Origin of the sequence: Niallia circulans, assembly GCF_007273535.1 — a bacterium.
GTDB lineage: Bacteria > Bacillota > Bacilli > Bacillales > Cytobacillaceae > Niallia > Niallia circulans_B.
On record NZ_RIBP01000004.1, the window covers coordinates 3,025,236 to 3,042,843 of the forward strand.

The window sequence follows — 17,608 nt, forward strand, 5'->3', positions numbered from 1 at the left end:
GAGGGTTTTTTTATCTACACATCTTCTAATTTTCACTAGTTCTAGTTTTTTATTTTTATAGAAAGAGAGACGCCTAGAACATGTAAGAGAGACATGCATATGTTATAGGGATTATCAATAAAGGCAGTACGAGAGGTGAGAAATGAAAGTATTAACTATATTGGGGACGAGACCAGAGATCATTCGTCTCAGCTTGATTATTGGAAAGCTGGACCGTTTAGCTGATAAACATATCCTCGTGCATACAGGACAAAACTTCACTAGTAATTTAAGTGACATCTTTTTTCAAGAAATGGGCATCAGGAAACCTGATTATGTGTTAAGTGACAAGCACAAGTCACTTGGACAACAGCTTGCAGTAATCTTTAAGGAATTAGAACAAATCTTGCTCGACGAAAAGCCTGATAGAGTGCTGGTTCTTGGAGATACAAACAGTGGCTTAAGCTCCATTTTAGCTGAAAGAATGGGTATTCCCGTCTTTCATATGGAAGCTGGCAACAGATGCTTTGACCTTGAAGTTCCAGAAGAGAAAAACAGAAAACTGATTGACAGTGTCTCTAGCTTTAACCTACCTTACACACCACAAAGTAAACAAAACCTCCTGCAGGAAGGCTTCCCATCAAGCAGGATAATTGTGACAGGAAATCCTATAAACGAAGTATTGCTCCATTACAGTGACCGTATTGACTCGAGCAGCGTGCTAGAAAGACTTTCTCTTAAAAGCAATGATTATTTTCTTGTGACAACACACAGGGCAGAAAATGTTGATTATAAAGATCGATTAAAGGAAATCATTAACGGCATCAATTCAATAGCAAGTAAATATAAAAAACGAGTTATTTGCAGCATCCATCCACGCACTAAAGAAAGAATCGAACAAACTACAGAGCTTACAATTGATCCTTTAATTGAATTTTATGAGCCCTTTGGATTCTTTGACTTTGTAGCACTTGAAAAACATGCATTTTGTGTGCTGACAGACAGCGGCACGGTTCAAGAGGAATGCTGTTTGTTCCATGTCCCTACTGTCACAATTCGCAAGACTACTGAACGGATGGAAACAATTGAATGTGGCAGCAATATTTTGTCAGGTGTTAACTGCCAAGCTATTGCAAGCAGTGTGCAGGCAATGGTAAATCAATCGAGAGAATGGTCCTTTCCAGAAGGCTATGACCATGTAAATGTTTCAGATAAAATCGTAAAAATCGTATTAGGAGGAATGAAAGTTGTTTGAAAATAAAAAGATTTTAATTACAGGAGGAACTGGTTCGTGGGGACATGAGCTAGTAAAACAGTTGTTGAATGAAAGTCCAGAGGAAATCCGTATTTTTTCCAGAAATGAATCTGTCCAATTTTCAATGAAACAGGAATTTGACAATCATCCAAAGCTTCATTTTATTATTGGCGATATTAAGGAAAAGGACTCCTTAATGGATGCATGCCAAGATGTCGATTATTTATTCCATCTTGCTGCACTTAAGCATGTGCCTATTTGTGAACATCAACCACTTGAAGCGATGAAAACAAATGTTATCGGCACACAAAATGTCATTGATGCAGCGATTGCACAAAACGTGTACAAAGTTGTCTATATCTCCACAGATAAAGCGTCAGATCCTTCCAACTTTTATGGATTGTCAAAAGCAATGGGTGAAAAGCTTATCATTCATGCAAACACACTTAATACAGATACAAAATTTGTCTGTATTCGCGGCGGAAATGTACTCGGTACAAACGGAAGTGTCATCCATGTCTTCAAAAAGCAAATTCGCGATAAACAAACTGTCGGCATCACAGACTTAGACATGACTAGATTCTTCTTAACAGTGCAAGAAGCAATTAAACTAGTTTTTAAAGCAACCTTTGAAAGCTACGGCGGTGAGATTTTCGTTATGAAAATGCCTGCATGCCGTATTAAGGACTTGGCTGACGTGATGATAGAGCTTTCCAAAGTGAAGGATGTGAAAACGGAAATTCTCGGAATTCGCCCTGGAGAAAAAATTCATGAACTGCTTCTTTCGAAGTATGAGTGTACGACAACAGTTATTTATGATGAGCAATATTATGTGATCTTACCATCCATTCATATCGAAGGCTTAAAAGAACATTATGATGATTGCTCTCCTGTCGATTTGGATGAATATAACTCTAGTATTGGCCTAATCAATAAAGACGAAATTAAGGCAATGCTTTCGAAAGGCGGTCTTATTTAAATGAAGCTTTTAGTCCTTGGTGGGAAAGGGATGGCAGGACATGTAATGGTAGCCTACTTTAAAAAGAATCCGAATTACCAGGTCTATTACACATCAAGGGATAGTCAGGACAATGAAGGAATTTTTTTGGATGTAACTGATTTGAACGCAATGGAGCAAATAATTGATGAAATTAAACCAGATATCGTCATAAATTGTATCGGTATTTTGAATGAGGATGCGGAAGAAAATCCATTTCTAGCCTTGCAGGTAAACAGCTTTTTACCACATCAGCTTGTTAAACTGGTCAAAAGACATAATGGCAAGCTCATTCATATAAGCACAGATTGTGTCTTTTCCGGAGCAGACGGTGATTACACAGAAAAATCCATTCCTGATGGCACAAGTCAATATTCAAAAACAAAGCAATATGGTGAAATTAAGGATACAGAAAACTTAACCATTCGCACATCCATTATCGGACCTGAAGTAAAAGATGACGGAATTGGACTGTTCCTATGGTTTATGAAGCAAACGGGCAAAATCAAAGGCTATGAAAAGGTTTTTTGGAATGGTGTAACGACATTAGAACTAGCAAAAGCTACAGAAAAAATGATCGACAATAATGTAACTGGCTTATATCATCTTTGTGTAAAAGATAAGATCTCCAAGTTCCAATTGTTGAAGCTTTTCCAACAGGTTTTCAACAAAAAAGACGTACAGATTATTCCAGAAAAAAAGAATAAACTCGACAGAACGATTGTGAATACAAGAACAGACTATGTTTACAATCCACCAACCTATCGAAAAATGCTGACAGAGATGAAAAAATGGATGAATGATGGATGACAAAAACAATCCTAATTACTGGTGCGAGCGGATTTACAGGAATTCATGCATGTGAATATTTCGCTAAGCAAGGCTATCGTGTATTTGGTACCGTCAGGACGATCCCTTCCATTATCACAGATAAAACCGAGCTAATAGTATGTGATTTAGCAAACGAACAAGAAATTGATACGCTTATCCAATCTTGCAAGCCCGATTATTTGCTGCATTTGGCAGGCCAAAACCATGTCGGCACTTCTTGGGAAAACCCTGCGCAAACTCTGGAAATAAACGCTTTGTCGACTGCCTATTTACTTCAAGCTGCCACAAAGCATACACCAGATTGCAAAGTGCTGATTGTCGGTTCCGCACTCCAAACAGAGCCACAGGATATTTCGTCTATTCCCCATCCTTATAGTTTAAGTAAAACACTGCAGACACTAATTGCACTCTCTTGGACTAAGCTATACAACATGGATGTTATGGTAGCAAAGCCTTCTAACTTAATTGGACCAGGAAATTCTAATGGTGTTTGCGCAATCTTCATTAAAAACATTCTTAATGCTGAAAAATCTGGCTCCATTCCTGCTATAAATGTACAAAATCTTGGAGCAACTAGAGACTTTGTGGACGTCCGCGATTGCGTATCTGCCTATGAATATATGTTTCTAAAAGGCAGACCTATGGAAGTGTATGATATCACTACAGGTGCTTGTCATTCTTTACAGACAGTCTTAGAGCATTTGCAGGCATTAACAGGAGCCTCATTAAATATAACAGCAGTCTCCAATGATTCATCAGATACCTTTTTGGAAATAGTGCCAGAAAAGCTTCTAGCACTTGGCTGGAAGCAGAAACAAACCCTATGTTCTTCTTTGTCAGATATGATAGATTATTATCGGTCTCACCCTTAATTGAAAGAGTCGTGCAGCTTGCACGACTCTTATTTAGAAAGTAAATCTTACTGTACCCCAAGCTGCTTCATCATCTGGACAAAATTGTTTGCATATTGTTCTGGACTAAATTCACGGGTTAAATGCTTATAACCTGTTTTACGAATTTGTTCTCGTAACGTTTCATTCGTCATAAGCTCCTCCGCTTCTCTGCACGCTGCCTCGATATTTCCAATTGGATAATACTTGCCAGTTCTGTTATGAATGATAGAGCTTCTAACTCCATCAGAATCAGTCGTCAAAACAGGACATTTGCAGCTGAGTGCTTCAAGCACTGAATAAGGAGCTCCTTCTACTTTAGAGGTAGAACATAAAAAGCCGCCAGAATCGCCAATTATAGAGTAATAATCAGCCATTTTTTCATTTGGGATATTTGGCAGCAGCGTTAAATTGTCGGCAAGCTTAAGTTCTTGTACTTTAAGCTCGAAGGCGTCTCTTTCTGCCTGAGCTGATAATGTTGGATCCTCAAACATGTATAGCTGGATTTCTTGATTAACTGTCTGTATAAGCATATGGCCAATATTAAGAAATTCTTTCCAGTTTTTATTGTCCTCAAGGCGCCCAATCCAAGCAACAATCGGCTTCTCCTCTTTTGGGAGCTGCTTATAAGTAAATCTTGAGCTGTCAAAACAGTTATTAAATTGAAATGTTGGAATTCTCGGAAAGAGCTCACTAAAAATATGGGAAATATGTGGAGTTTTCGGATTCATTAGACCGCTTCCCCCTTCTGTTACATAAGGGACAGCATTTGACATCTCTGACTTCGCTACTTGTTTTGGTCCATAGCCTTGTATTTCAAGGATAATAGGTCCTTTAAAGCCGAAATTTCGAAAGCGTGGAATCGATTTATAATCGGAGATAATGACCATTAATTGATAATTTCCTTTATCTAAAATAGTTTTGATTTCTGTATCATCATCTGTAATAAATGTTGGTCCTTCATGGTCATTTACCAGGTCTCTTGCTTTCCGGAAATAGAGAAAATGGCTGTTTATTCCTGCCTGCTTTAAGGCAGCAGAGCGTTGGCGATTCAATGTTTCCACGCCGCCGCTCGGCACATAATAGACAAATAAAATATTCATTTTTGTTTTCCCTCATCCCTTCCTTGTTGTTATACCTTCACTTTGTGCAATTTATACACATGTTGCTAATAGGATATGGAAAATCGTTGGCTTTGCGCCTATTACTTTCGACAAACAAATAAATAGGCCTATTTCCAATTCATTAAATGCACAAGCACATACCTATACAGGAATGGAGCTAGGTTCATATATTAATCTATGAAGAGGACAACAATTACAGAATTCTTAATTTTCCGTAAGGCTAAAAAAGCTTATTTCATTGAATAAGAAAAAAATTTTGTCCGATAAATAGTAAACTTGAAAAAATGAAGGAGGAAGTATGTTGTATCCAAAGGTTTCCATTATTATTCCGTTTTATAATTGTGCCTATGTTGATCAAGCATTAAGAAGCGCCTTACAGCAAACATATCCAAATGTCGAAATTATTCTAGTTGACGATGGCTCAACAAAGCACACGGAAAAGATTGCACCTTACAGAAGACATATTAAGTATATTCGTAAGCCGAATGGCGGAACAGCAACTGCATTAAACAGGGGGTTAGAAGCTGCAAGCGGCGAATATATAGCCTGGTTAAGCTCGGATGATTTGTTTAAACCTGATAAGCTGAGCAAGCAAGTAGCGTTTATGCAAGCAAAAGGCTTGGACGCAAGCTTTACCAACTATGACATTATTGACAGCAACAATGTTGTTCAAATACCATCAAACGGTGCTGATTATCCAACCATGAAGTCAGTTTATGAAGGCTATTTATACTCTAATCCAATTAACGGCTGTACAATTCTTATCAAAAAAAGCATCTTTATGCAATACGGCTTCTTCAATCCTACGATGGTTTATACACATGATTATGAAATGTGGTTCCGCTTATTATCTAAAGGGGTTCATATTGAATTATTGAATGAGTCTCTGACACAATTCCGCTCCCATTCAGAATCAGGCACAAGCAAACATCAGCAGCAAATGCTCGCAGAAATGCAAGTGATTGAAACGATGTATAGACCGCTTATTGTTCAGTATATTGTTGATCACTATTTGCACTTGTAAAGTATAAAAAATCCCCTCATCATTGCGATGAGGGGATTTTTTATAGCTTATACTGTTATCCAGTATGCTTTACTTAGTAATTATTCGCCGATTACAACTTTATCCATAACATCGCCGTTTCTCATTGCTTTAACAGCAGAGATTCCTGATGTTACTTTTCCGAATACTGTGTGTACTCCGTTTAGATGTGGTTGTGGATCATGTACGATAAAGAATTGGCTGCCGCCTGTGTCTTTACCAGCATGTGCCATTGATAATGAACCTTCTTGGTGTGTATGAGGATTTCCTTGTGTTTCACATTTGATAGTGTAACCAGGACCTCCTGTACCATTACCATTTGGGTCTCCACCTTGGCTTACGAAGCCAGGAATAACGCGGTGGAAAGTCAAACCGTCGTAAAAGCCTTCTTTAGCAAGCTTCGTGAAGTTTTCAACTGTTCCAGGTGCTTCGTTTGGATAAAGTTCGAATTCGATCTTTTCTCCGTTTTGCATTACTATGTATCCTTTTTCTGCCATTATAAACATCTCCTTTAATCTTGTCCCATATGTATTGTGTTTTGCTTAGGACAATGTTCAATTCATCATACCATATTACCATACTAGAAATAAAATGTTATTGCTTGTCCCAAGAATAAACAATCATTCTTCTACCTTTTGCGGCTGTGGGAAAGTAACACCCTTCGTATCAACAGTCACCTTCTTCATGATGACATCTTGCTTCGGCTTGTCATTAGCATCGCGGTCAACAGCAACGATTTTGTCGACAACATCCATTCCGCTTGTTACCTTACCGAAAGCCGCATATTGGCCATCAAGGCTTGCAGTCGTTTTTGTCATAATGAAAAACTGAGAACCTGCAGAATTTGGATCGCCTGACCTCGCCATGCTGATGACGCCTCTTTCATGTAAAAGATCATTGTCCTCATATCCATTATCAGAGAATTCACCTTCAATTGCATAACCAGGTCCACCTGTACCATTGCCCTCAGGATCTCCACCTTGAATCATGAAATCTGGAATAACCCTGTGGAATGTTAGGCCATCATAGTAACCCTTTTGTACAAGTGAGACAAAGTTGTTAACTGTATTAGGCGCTTTTTTTGGATATAACTCGATTTCGATTTTTGAATCGTCTTCCATTGTTATCGTCACAACAGGACTAACTTCTATCGTTGGCGAATTGGTGGAAGAGCTTTTCGAATCTTCCGCTTCATTGGTTGTACCACATGCTGCAAGCATTAATGTAAGCAGCAACAAGCAGGCAAGCAAAAATTTGTTTTTGAGGAATTTCTGTTTTCTCTCCATTATTTACACCTCCTATATACTTGACGAATTAATTGTACATAAAGAGATAAAAATAAACAAATTTAAGCTAAACAAATGCCTGTCTTTTCTTACAGCTCTATATAGATTCGGTAAATTCCGTCTATAAATTGTTCATCATACACATAGAAATCATTTTCTTCTAATTTTGATAGGACCTGCTGCTGTTCTTCCTTGTCAGCGATTGTGATATAGCCTTCGCTGTCATATGTTTCCATTGATTTACTAACTGCCTCTTCACTTTTAAGAACTTGTGCAAGTGTGTCTTTTAATGTCATTTATAACCCTCCTATGAATGCAACTACCTTTAAATGATACATCGTTTCCAGTAGGGCTGTAAACAGTCCATCCTAAATTTTACGACAGCTGCTTAAGTAAATATGCAGCAAGCTGATTTGACTCTATTCTGACGGCGATTGACGGTGGCTTTGCCCCTGACACAAGCTGCAAAGGATGGCCAAGCCATACAATTTGTTCATCAATGATGACGATTGGGAACCCTCCATCATAAGGTAAGCTTTTAACTCCCTTTGTTTTGGCCCATTTGGCTTGTCCATATATTTTGCATTTTGGATTTTCTGCCACACTATCAAGAAGCTCCAGCCATTCACTTGGTGGATTAGTATTGTCAGGCATAACAATACACACTTTTTGTGCATGCTTCATATCTCGTGCGATATCTTTTATATTTCTGGCATGCTGCCATTTTAGATAAGGGTGACTTGCTTTAACCCATGTACCGATTTCTGCTTCCTTCACTAATAAGTTTTCAGCGAGCTGATGTTCAACAAGTTTTCTGACAGCTTTGTCTCTGCCAACCCTTTTTCTAAGAAATTCACAGTTGGCAATATGAATAAACTTCCCCTTCGATCTTGTTATAGCTACGTTCAATAAACGCTCACTATCTTTGCCAAGCAGCAGCATGCCTGGACGCTCATGTGGGTATCCTTCCGTACTGTCAAAGATAATCATATCCTTTTCACTGCCTTGAAAGCGATGGACTGTCGCAACAAAAATACTGTTGTCAGCAATTTGCTTTGGAAACAGCTCAGAGGCAATGGCATCCATAAGCTCACTTTGCGCTCTGTATGGTGTGACATATCCAATGCTTTTTATCCCGCTTTTCCATGCTTCCACCATCAGCTGTAAAGCTATCAGAATATGAAAAAGATTCGTTCTTGATTTTGTACCTTTTTCAAAGCCGCTATAATGGCCAAACCCGCTTGTATCCATCAGGATATTTGCTTCTAGTGGAAATGGCGCTTTTTCTGTTATCGCTTTTCTTGAGCGTGCTACTGTTGGGTGGTCTGTTACAAGAGAATGGTAAATATGCTTATTTGTAAACGAAGAAATGCTCGGATGCATACGCCTCTGCTCGTTCAGTAACAGCAAATGCTGGTGCAGCTTGCCTGATGCCACACTGTCTGCAACACCTGATGCATGAAAGATATCTTCCTTCAGCCATTTATTCACTGCTTCACTTCTGCTAGCGGCTATTGGCGGAAGTTGTTTGAAATCACCGCAAACAATCATGCGTTTTCCAAGAGAAGCAGCAAAAGCTGCTTGCGGGACATATGCCATGCTCGCTTCATCAAGCAAAACAAGATCATAATTATCCTCATATATGGTTGCATCCGTCGCAGCTTTAGCCAATGTAGTGCCAACGATCATTGCCTTTTTAACAAATTGAAGCTCTCTTTTACGAATTTTCTCCATTACTCTTGCTAGTTGTTCTTCCATTTTGAGAAGACTTTGTGAATCTCTGCTGCTGAAGGATCTGGCTAGATCCTTTTTCAGTTTGATTTTCTCATCCAGCAATTCTTGCTTCTGCAGTGCTAATCCTCTATCCTTCTCATCTAACAGTGCACTTGTCGTGATTTTTTCCTCTCCAAGCTCCATTTCTCCGCCATTTCCGCCATACCGGAGAATATCACCAAGCTTAAAGCGATCTTTGCTTTTTGCAGTGCTAGTAATTTCCTTCATAAGAACGTCGACTGCCTGGTTACTTTGAGAAAGCAGTAAAATTCTTTTTCCCTTCCAATATTTCTGTAAAGCAACCCGTGCTAATGTATAGGTTTTTCCTGTTCCGGGCGGACCCCAAACAAAGGTTACTGGATTATATTTACTTCTTAATGAAAGCTCATGAACATGATTTTTACTTATTTTCTCTGGATGTTTGGCAAGCATGGAAGGATTCATAAGCCTGGTGATCCGAGAAACTTTCGCCTTATTTTCTTTTATCGTATCAAAGCGGATCATCAATTGTTCGAGAAGCTCCCACGGATCGTGGCTAACAAATGCCTCTGTCACATGATCTCCGATTGTTTTATCAAGTTGAAGTATTATGCTTTTGCCATCGGAGGATAAAATTCGGCCATTTATTTTTGCCGTACCCCAGTGCAGGACGACTGAAGAGCCGATAGGTATTTTAACAAAAGCTATGCTTTCAAAATAATACGTATAGTCCTCAGCTGTTTGCAGGAACTGGCCATTAAACAAAGCAATTCTTGAACTAGAAAACTTTTTTAGATGATTTATTTCTTGCTGAAGGGCTGTTTGCCATTCTTTTAAATATTTAGAAGTACTTATCATTGTATTCCCTTCTACTGCATTCATTGATCAGTTTTCATTATAGCACCAAATATATATCGGAAACTAAAAAAGAAGACTTAAGCGTCTTCTTTGTATATCTGTTTTTGCCAAATATGATAACCATAGATAATAAAGGAGATTCCATACATTATCAAAAAATACTGCCAATGTGCAATCAGCTTGTATTCTGCAATGTCTAGCTTCATTAGCGAGGGCAATACGACGTATGCCATTATGGCATCCATAAGAAAATTTGTTATGGTAAATAGAATGAAGCGCCCACTTGTGAAGTAAAAAATCCAAAACGTACCGACTGGAAAAAGCCCATATGCAAAACTTATGTCTATCATATACCCCCATGGAACAATATATGTGTGAATCACCCACCAGTTGTATTGATAGGCTATTTGAAAAATGATTGTCATTAATAAGCACGTAAGAATAATTACTGGTATATATTTTTTTATGGGCTGCTTTTTGGCAAACAGCAACGTAAACCATGGTAAAAACAAGCTTATATAAAGGACTATCTTAGCGGTCATAATAAATCTCCTATTCGTCAGATCTATCTTTATTATTTTTGCTACAGGCAATATTTATACAAAAAATGGACAAAGCGGAAGGGAAAAAGGCGTAATTGCCTCGTTCTCTTCCGCTTTGTTTTACCATTATTTTTGCGCAAAATGATTATCAATTTTTTCATCAAGCACCTTAAGACTATCCAATGCTTTTTTTATGCTGACAGTACGATAATGATGGTGCCCGCCCGGCTCTTCGTCTTTTTCATCTGCCGCTTTGACGATTTGCTGCAGCGGTGTTAAAGTAACACTTCCCCCAGGCAAGAAGCTGTCAGTGTGAAATAGCACAGCGAGGGCAATTTCTTTTGCTTTGACGGGATTTTCACCAAGCCTTATCAGCAGTTTGTGTGCCCTTTCAGCCCCTTTAATGGGATGAATATCATTTTTTTTATACAATTGATAATCCCATTTCCCATCCTTATACCAAGTATAATGACCAATATCATGAAGAAATCCTGCTTTGGCAGCATTATCAACATCGACATTTTTTTCCTTAGCCAATTCAAATGCATGATAGGCAACAGCAAGAGCATGTGCCAGGCCTGAACGGGTTATATACTTTTGCGCAATATGGTGATTAAAAATATCTGTTAGTTTTACATCTCTCAAAAGTCGACACTCCCCTTATAAGCAAGCACCTACAATTATGTTGTTATCGCTGTAGAAAATACATAAACCACTGATACCATATATAGGACTGCCTTTGATTTTTAACTATTATATACTTAAGATGAAACAGGATAAATACATTTTCAATTTTTTACCCTTTTTCGGAAAAAAATATTCTTAGTTATAAAAAAAAGGGCATCCCAATTAAGGGATACCATTTATTTATCAAGCATTGACAGTTGGCAGGCATGAAGCGCCCATTAGGTATTGATCTACTTTATACGCAACCTCTCTGCCTTCATTTATTGCCCAAACGATTAAGCTTTGCCCTCTTCTTGCATCACCTGCAGCAAACACACCTTCTACATTTGTTTCGAAATCGCCATATTTAGCTGCAATTCTCGTATTTAATGTATCTACACCGAATTGAGCAAGTACAGGCTGTTCTGGACCTTCAAAGCCGATAGCAATAAACACTAGCTGTGCGGGCCAAACTTTTTCAGTGCCTGGTACTTCTTTGAAAAGGAATCTGCCGTCTTCTTGTCTGATTTTTTCCATTTGCACAGTATGAAGCTCCTTCAGCTTCCCTTCTTCATCACTCACTAATTTCGTTGTTTGGATGCTGTACTCTCTCGGATCTCTGCCAAATTTCTGCTGTGCTTCCTCATAAGCATAATCCAATGTGAACACATGCGGGAAAGCAGGCCACATATTTTCAGTAGCGCGTGCTAATCCTAATTGAGGATGTTTACCGAACTGAACAACTGTTTTACATTTTTGACGAAGAGCTGTAGCTACACAGTCTGCCCCAGTATCACCGCCGCCGATGACAATTACGTCTTTGCCTTCTGCATCGATTTCTGGAGTTCCGATACTTGGATCAAGCAAACTTTTCGTTGATTGTGTTAGGTAATCCATTGCAAAATGAACGCCTTTTGACTCTCTGCCTTCTATTTTTAAGTCTCTTTGCTTTTGAGCACCAGTACAAAGTATTACTGCATCAAACTGAGCCTTAAGCTCTTCTGCAGAAATATCCTTGCCGATTTCTGTGTTTGTAACGAAATCAATACCTTCCTGTGTCAAAAGATTGACTCTTCTTTCTACATCCTTTTTCTCCAATTTCATGTTTGGAATTCCGTACATCAGCAAACCGCCAGCACGGTCAGAGCGTTCGAACACTGTGACAGAGTGGCCAGCCTGGTTAAGCTGATCAGCGCTAGCTAAGCCAGCAGGACCGCTGCCGACGATCGCGACTTTTTTGCCTGTGCGCTTTTGTGGGATTCTTGGAGAAATCCAGCCATTTTCAAACCCTTTATCAATAATAGTTCTTTCAATATTTTTGATTGCTACTGCAGGATCTGAGATGGCAACAGTACATGAACCTTCACATGGTGCCGGACATGCTGCTCCAGTAAATTCAGGGAAATTATTTGTTTTTAACAAACGATCAAGTGCGTCCTTCCATCTGCCTCTATAAACAAGATCATTCCACTCTGGTATTAAATTATGAATCGGGCAACCGGAGGTGCTTCCTCCGATTTCCATCCCGATATGGCAAAATGGTGTAGCGCAATCCATACATCTTGCGCCCTGTCTGCTTAGCACCTCGTCTGAGAAAGGAGCAGAATACTTTTTAAAATCGTTAATGCGGGAGAGGGGAGACCGTTCTTCCGCTTCCTCTCTTTTATATTCCATAAACCCCGTCGCTTTACCCAATTGTATCTCTCCTTTCTTACCGAACTGCTACTGTCATTTTAGTAGTTTGCTGTTTTTTTTTGCCTTGGTTTGAGTTGCTTTCAAATGCTTTCATTTCCGCTTCTTCTTGCGACAATCCTAAATTAATACCCGCTTGAATTTGGTTCATCATTCGCTTGTAATCCTTTGGAATTACTTTCACGAACTTGTGAGTATATTTCTCCCAATTGCCTAAAACTTGCTTAGCAGCGAAACTGCCTGTTTCTTCTGCATGCTTGCTGATTAGCGATTTTACTCTGTCTTTTTCAGCTGTATCTGTCAAGTCCTCAAGCAGGATCATTTCCATATTGCAAAGCTTTTCGAAGCTGTTTTTGTCACCTGGCAGTACATAAGCAATTCCACCAGACATACCTGCTCCAAAGTTTTTGCCTGCGTCTCCAAGGATAACTACTTCTCCACCAGTCATGTATTCCAAACCGTGGTCGCCAATACCCTCAACAACGATGCTTGCACCACTGTTTCTGACTGCGAAACGTTCACCTGCCTTACCATTAATGAACGCTTCACCGCTAGTTGCACCGTAAAAGGCAACATTCCCTGCAATAACATTATCCTGTGCCGAAAATGACTCAACAGATGGTGTTGTTATCGAAATTTTTCCGCCTGACAAGCCTTTTCCAACATAGTCATTCACATCACCGTTTAAGCGAATTGTCAATCCTTTTGGAATATACGCCCCTAAGCTCTGACCAGCAGAACCAGATAAATGCAAATTGATTGTATTTTCTGGAAGCCCTGTTTCTCCGTATTTCTTTGAGATTTCACTTCCTACAATCGTCCCGATAACACGGTCTGTGTTACGCACATGATAGTGCAAATCGATTGCTTCACCGTTTTGGATTGCTTTTTCCACTGCAGGAAGGATTTTTCTCATATCAATACTTTCATCAATTTTATGATTTTGCGGTGTTTGGAATGTTCTTTGTCCCTCCACTTGGTAAAGAAGTTTAGTCAAATCTAAATCTTTCGCTTTCCAGTGGTTTTTCGCTGCTTCACCGACAGTTAACACGTCTGTTCTTCCTACCATTTCGTCAACAGTGCGGAAGCCTAGTTGAGCCATAAGCTCTCTAACCTCTTCTGCCACAAAACGCATGAAGTTAACTACATGATCTGGGTCGCCGGCAAACTTGTAGCGAAGATCTGGATTTTGTGTCGCAATTCCGACAGGACAAGTATCCAAATGACATGCACGCATCATAACACAGCCTAAAACGATCAGCGGAGCAGTTGCAAAACCGAATTCCTCTGCACCAAGTAATGCTGCTAGCACAACGTCTTTACCTGTCATCAGCTTGCCGTCTGTTTCCAAGACAACTCTGCTTCTTAATCCATTAAGCATCAATGTTTGATGAGCCTCTGCCAAACCAAGCTCCCAAGGCAGACCAGTATGCTTAATACTAGTTTTCGGTGAAGCACCAGTACCGCCATCATAGCCACTTACGACAATAACATCGGCAGCACCTTTTGCCACACCTGCAGCAATTGTGCCAATTCCGCCTTTAGAAACAAGTTTGACACTTATACGAGCATCACGGTTTGAATTTTTCAAATCATGAATTAGCTGTGCCAAATCTTCAATAGAATAAATATCATGATGCGGCGGCGGTGAAATCAAACCAACACCAGGAGTAGAACCCCTTACATCAGCAACCCATGGATAAACCTTATTGCCTGGGAGCTGTCCGCCTTCTCCAGGTTTTGCACCTTGTGCCATCTTAATTTGCAGCTCTTTTGCATTAATTAAGTAATGACTTTTAACACCAAAGCGCCCTGAGGCAATTTGTTTAATGGAGCTGATTCGATTGTCACCATTCATATCTAATTCATAGCGAGCTGGATCCTCTCCACCCTCACCACTGTTTGAACTTCCGCCAAGACGATTCATTGCAATTGCCAATGTTTCGTGTGCTTCCTTGCTCAATGAACCAAAGGACATTGCTCCAGTTTTAAATCGTTTAACGATTGATTCAACCGATTCAACTTCTTCTAATGCAATCGATTGTTGATTCGAAGAAAAAGCAAACAAGTTTCGTAAAAAGCTCAGTCTTTCTTCGTTTGCAGCTTCCGAATACTGCTTAAATAAGCTGTAATCTGCTCTTCTGCATGCCCATTGCAATGTATGAATGGTCTTTGGGTTAAAGGCATGGTGCTCTCCGCCTTTTCTCCATTGGAATTCACTGCCTGAATCTAAACTTTCATCGTAAGTGTTCGTATATGCAGCATTATGTTTATCTGCTGCCTCCTTAGCGATTGTATCAATACCAATTCCGCCTAATTGCGATACAGTACCTGCAAAGTATTTATCAATCACTTCCTGCCCAATTCCGACAGCCTCAAAAATTTGCGCGCCGCGATAGCTTTGCACTGTTGAGATGCCCATTTTGGACATTACTTTAACAACACCTTCAGTAATAACTTGATTGTAGCGTGATACAGCTTCCTCATAGGAGATGTTGAGTAATTCGTCCTCGATTGCCTTTTGGTATGTCGCATATGCTAAGTATGGATTAATTGCATCTGCACCAAATCCAATTAAGCTGGCAAAGTGATGAACTTCTCTTGTTTCTCCAGATTCTACGATAATGCTAGCTTTAGAGCGAAGGCCTTTATTAATTAAATGCTGATGCAGTGCACTGACTGCCAAAAGAACTGGAATTGCTTTTTGATCTTTGTCCATTTCTCTATCTGTTAACACAAGCAAGCTTACGCCATTTGTTATTGCTGCTTCAGCCTGTTTCAAAATAGCTTGTAGACTTTCTTCTAAATTATCTGTAAATGTTGCCGAAAAGCTTTGTGTAGTAAAGCCAGTAAGCTCATTTGCTTTTAATTGACTGATTTCTCCGTTTGACAGGATTGGCCCCTGCAGCTGAATGCGATGGCAATTTTCTGCTGTTGGGTGTAAAAGATTACTCTCAGCACCTAACCATGTCAATGTGGATGTAACCATATGCTCCCTGATTGCATCAATTGGAGGGTTCGTTACTTGGGCAAACAGCTGCTTGAAGTAGCTGAACAAGGATTGAGATTTGTCAGACAACACAGCAAGCGGTGTATCATTCCCCATTGAACCGATTGGATCTTTTCCTTCCAACACAACTGGTAAAAGGTTCTTCTGTATGTCTTCGTAAGTGTAACCGAAAGCCTTCTGTCTTATCAGTAAGTCTTGGAACGTTTCTGCTTCTTCATTTTCTGGTGTTTTAAGTTTAACAACCTCTGACAGCCACTGTTCATAAGGATGCTCTGTTGCAATTTGTCCTTTCAACTCTTCGTCGGAAATGATTCTGCCTTCCTCTAAGTCGATTAACAGCATCTTACCTGGACTTAAGCGGTCCTTGTAAAGAATGTTTTCTTCTTCAACAGGGATAACTCCCACTTCTGAAGAAAATACAATATAATCATCTTTTGTTACATAATAACGCGCTGGACGTAAGCCGTTACGGTCAAGGATTGCTCCGATTTGATTGCCATCAGTAAATGTAATTGCCATTGGTCCGTCCCAAGGCTCCATCATTGCACTATGAAACTCATAAAATGCTCTTTTTTCACCTGTTACATGCTTATTCTCTGTCCAAGGTTCAGGAATAAGCATCATTGCAGCATGCGCAGGCTTGCGTCCTGAAAGGATAAAGAATTCTAAAGCATTATCAAATACCGATGAGTCACTTCCGTTTGCATCCAAAATCGGAAGCACCTTTTGCAAGTCGTCACCGAAAGCTTCTGAAACGAATTGCTGCTCTCTTGCCTTCATCCCGTTAAAGTTACCGCGAAGTGTATTGATTTCACCATTATGGATTAAATAGCGGTTTGGATGGGCTCTTTCCCAGCTTGGGAATGTATTTGTGCTGAAACGTGAATGCACAATTGAAAATGCTGAAACAAATTCTGGATCTTGCACATCAAGATAAAATGTTTCCACTTGATCTGATGTTAAAAGCCCTTTATATACGATTGTACTTGTGGAAAGACTTGCGAAATAAAAGTCCCTTTCTTCAGTCTTGCCCCAATTTTCAGATAATTTACGGACAATATAAAGCTTGCGTTCAAAACCAAGCTTCTCTAACCCATTATTATTTTTAATAAAAACTTGTCGAATAACTGGACAGCTCTTTTGAGCGACTTTTCCGATTTTTCTGACATCTGTAGGTACTGTTCTCCAGCCGAGAAGCTCCTGACCCTCAAGCTCAATGTATTCATTAATTTTATTTTCAATTTCATGTCTATTAGGATCATCCTTTGAAAAGAAAACCATTCCGACACCATATTGTCCACGTTCAGGCAACTCAAAATCAGTTATCTCCTTGCGGAAAAAAGCATCTGGTATTTGAACCATTAATCCTGAACCGTCTCCTGTTAACGGATCGCTACCTTGACCGCCGCGATGATCTAGCTTACATAGCATACTTAGTCCTTTTGAAACGATGTCGTGAGTTGCCATCCCCTTAATATGAGCAAATAACCCGATTCCACACGCATCATGTTCAAATTCAGGTCGGTATAGACCTTGTGCTTTAGCTAATTGGTTGTACGTCATTTCAACCACCCCTGTCAGATTTTCTAACACTTTTTTTTGTTCAGATAACCCAATTATACTATGCAAATTCATATATACAATATATTATTTGGATAGAAGTAATCTAATATTGAGATGAATT

The 17,608-nt window shown here is 39.5% G+C and carries 14 protein-coding genes; 5 read left to right on the forward strand and 9 right to left on the reverse strand.

The annotated features are described in order from the left end of the window. Window positions 1-142 precede the first annotated feature (142 nt). Genes wecB through CEQ21_RS22940 form a run of 4 tightly spaced genes read left to right on the forward strand, consistent with a single transcriptional unit; the run spans window position 143 to window position 3,934 of the window. Complete coding sequence (gene wecB / locus CEQ21_RS22925) at window positions 143-1,234, forward strand: non-hydrolyzing UDP-N-acetylglucosamine 2-epimerase (protein ID WP_185766528.1); 1,092 nt, start codon at window positions 143-145, stop codon at window positions 1,232-1,234. Beyond that, window positions 1,227-2,213 (forward strand): polysaccharide biosynthesis protein, encoded by a 987-nt coding sequence (locus CEQ21_RS22930; protein WP_185766529.1) that lies wholly within the window; start codon window positions 1,227-1,229, stop codon window positions 2,211-2,213. Before wecB ends, CEQ21_RS22930 begins: the two co-directional genes overlap by 8 nt. Beyond that, window positions 2,214-3,041, forward strand: a complete 828-nt coding sequence (locus tag CEQ21_RS22935; RefSeq protein WP_185766530.1) for a dTDP-4-dehydrorhamnose reductase family protein — start codon at window positions 2,214-2,216, stop codon at window positions 3,039-3,041. Beyond that, a complete protein-coding gene (locus CEQ21_RS22940; protein ID WP_185766531.1) occupies window positions 3,038-3,934 on the forward strand; it encodes an NAD-dependent epimerase/dehydratase family protein in 897 nt (298 codons plus the stop codon). The genes CEQ21_RS22935 and CEQ21_RS22940 overlap by 4 nt, the downstream gene beginning before the upstream one ends. A gap of 47 nt (window positions 3,935-3,981) precedes the next feature. Here the strand turns inward: CEQ21_RS22940 and CEQ21_RS22945 are convergent, their stop codons facing one another. Continuing rightward, window positions 3,982-5,055, reverse strand: a complete 1,074-nt coding sequence (locus tag CEQ21_RS22945; protein ID WP_185766532.1) for a glycosyltransferase family 4 protein — start codon at window positions 5,053-5,055, stop codon at window positions 3,982-3,984. A gap of 319 nt (window positions 5,056-5,374) precedes the next feature. Between CEQ21_RS22945 and CEQ21_RS22950 the strand changes: the two genes are divergently transcribed. Continuing rightward, on the forward strand, window positions 5,375-6,100 hold the full coding sequence (locus CEQ21_RS22950; RefSeq protein WP_235907314.1) for a glycosyltransferase: 726 nt from the start codon (window positions 5,375-5,377) through the stop codon (window positions 6,098-6,100). Window positions 6,101-6,180: 80 nt separating this feature from the next. Here the strand turns inward: CEQ21_RS22950 and CEQ21_RS22955 are convergent, their stop codons facing one another. The 8 genes from CEQ21_RS22955 to gltB all read right to left on the reverse strand — a co-directional run bounded on the left by CEQ21_RS22955 (window position 6,181) and on the right by gltB (window position 17,487). Then, entirely contained in the window at window positions 6,181-6,615 is a 435-nt protein-coding gene (locus CEQ21_RS22955; RefSeq protein WP_185766533.1) for a peptidylprolyl isomerase, read from the reverse strand. Between the two features lie 123 nt (window positions 6,616-6,738). Further along, a complete protein-coding gene (locus tag CEQ21_RS22960; protein WP_185766534.1) occupies window positions 6,739-7,404 on the reverse strand; it encodes a peptidylprolyl isomerase in 666 nt (221 codons plus the stop codon). A gap of 89 nt (window positions 7,405-7,493) precedes the next feature. Next, window positions 7,494-7,700, reverse strand: a complete 207-nt coding sequence (locus CEQ21_RS22965) for a hypothetical protein (protein ID WP_185766535.1) — start codon at window positions 7,698-7,700, stop codon at window positions 7,494-7,496. Between the two features lie 79 nt (window positions 7,701-7,779). Beyond that, window positions 7,780-10,014 carry a DEAD/DEAH box helicase gene (locus CEQ21_RS22970; protein ID WP_185766536.1) on the reverse strand — a complete coding sequence of 745 codons (2,235 nt, stop codon included), beginning with the start codon at window positions 10,012-10,014 and terminating at the stop codon, window positions 7,780-7,782. A 77-nt stretch (window positions 10,015-10,091) separates the two neighbouring features. Beyond that, window positions 10,092-10,556, reverse strand: a complete 465-nt coding sequence (locus CEQ21_RS22975) for a hypothetical protein (RefSeq protein WP_185766537.1) — start codon at window positions 10,554-10,556, stop codon at window positions 10,092-10,094. Between the two features lie 126 nt (window positions 10,557-10,682). After that, window positions 10,683-11,201, reverse strand: a complete 519-nt coding sequence (locus tag CEQ21_RS22980) for an HD domain-containing protein (protein WP_185766538.1) — start codon at window positions 11,199-11,201, stop codon at window positions 10,683-10,685. A gap of 225 nt (window positions 11,202-11,426) precedes the next feature. Further along, window positions 11,427-12,917, reverse strand: a complete 1,491-nt coding sequence (gltD, locus tag CEQ21_RS22985; RefSeq protein WP_185766539.1) for a glutamate synthase small subunit — start codon at window positions 12,915-12,917, stop codon at window positions 11,427-11,429. Between the two features lie 16 nt (window positions 12,918-12,933). Beyond that, window positions 12,934-17,487, reverse strand: coding sequence for a glutamate synthase large subunit (gene gltB / locus CEQ21_RS22990; protein ID WP_185766540.1), 4,554 nt, complete (start codon window positions 17,485-17,487; stop codon window positions 12,934-12,936). Window positions 17,488-17,608 lie beyond the last annotated feature (121 nt).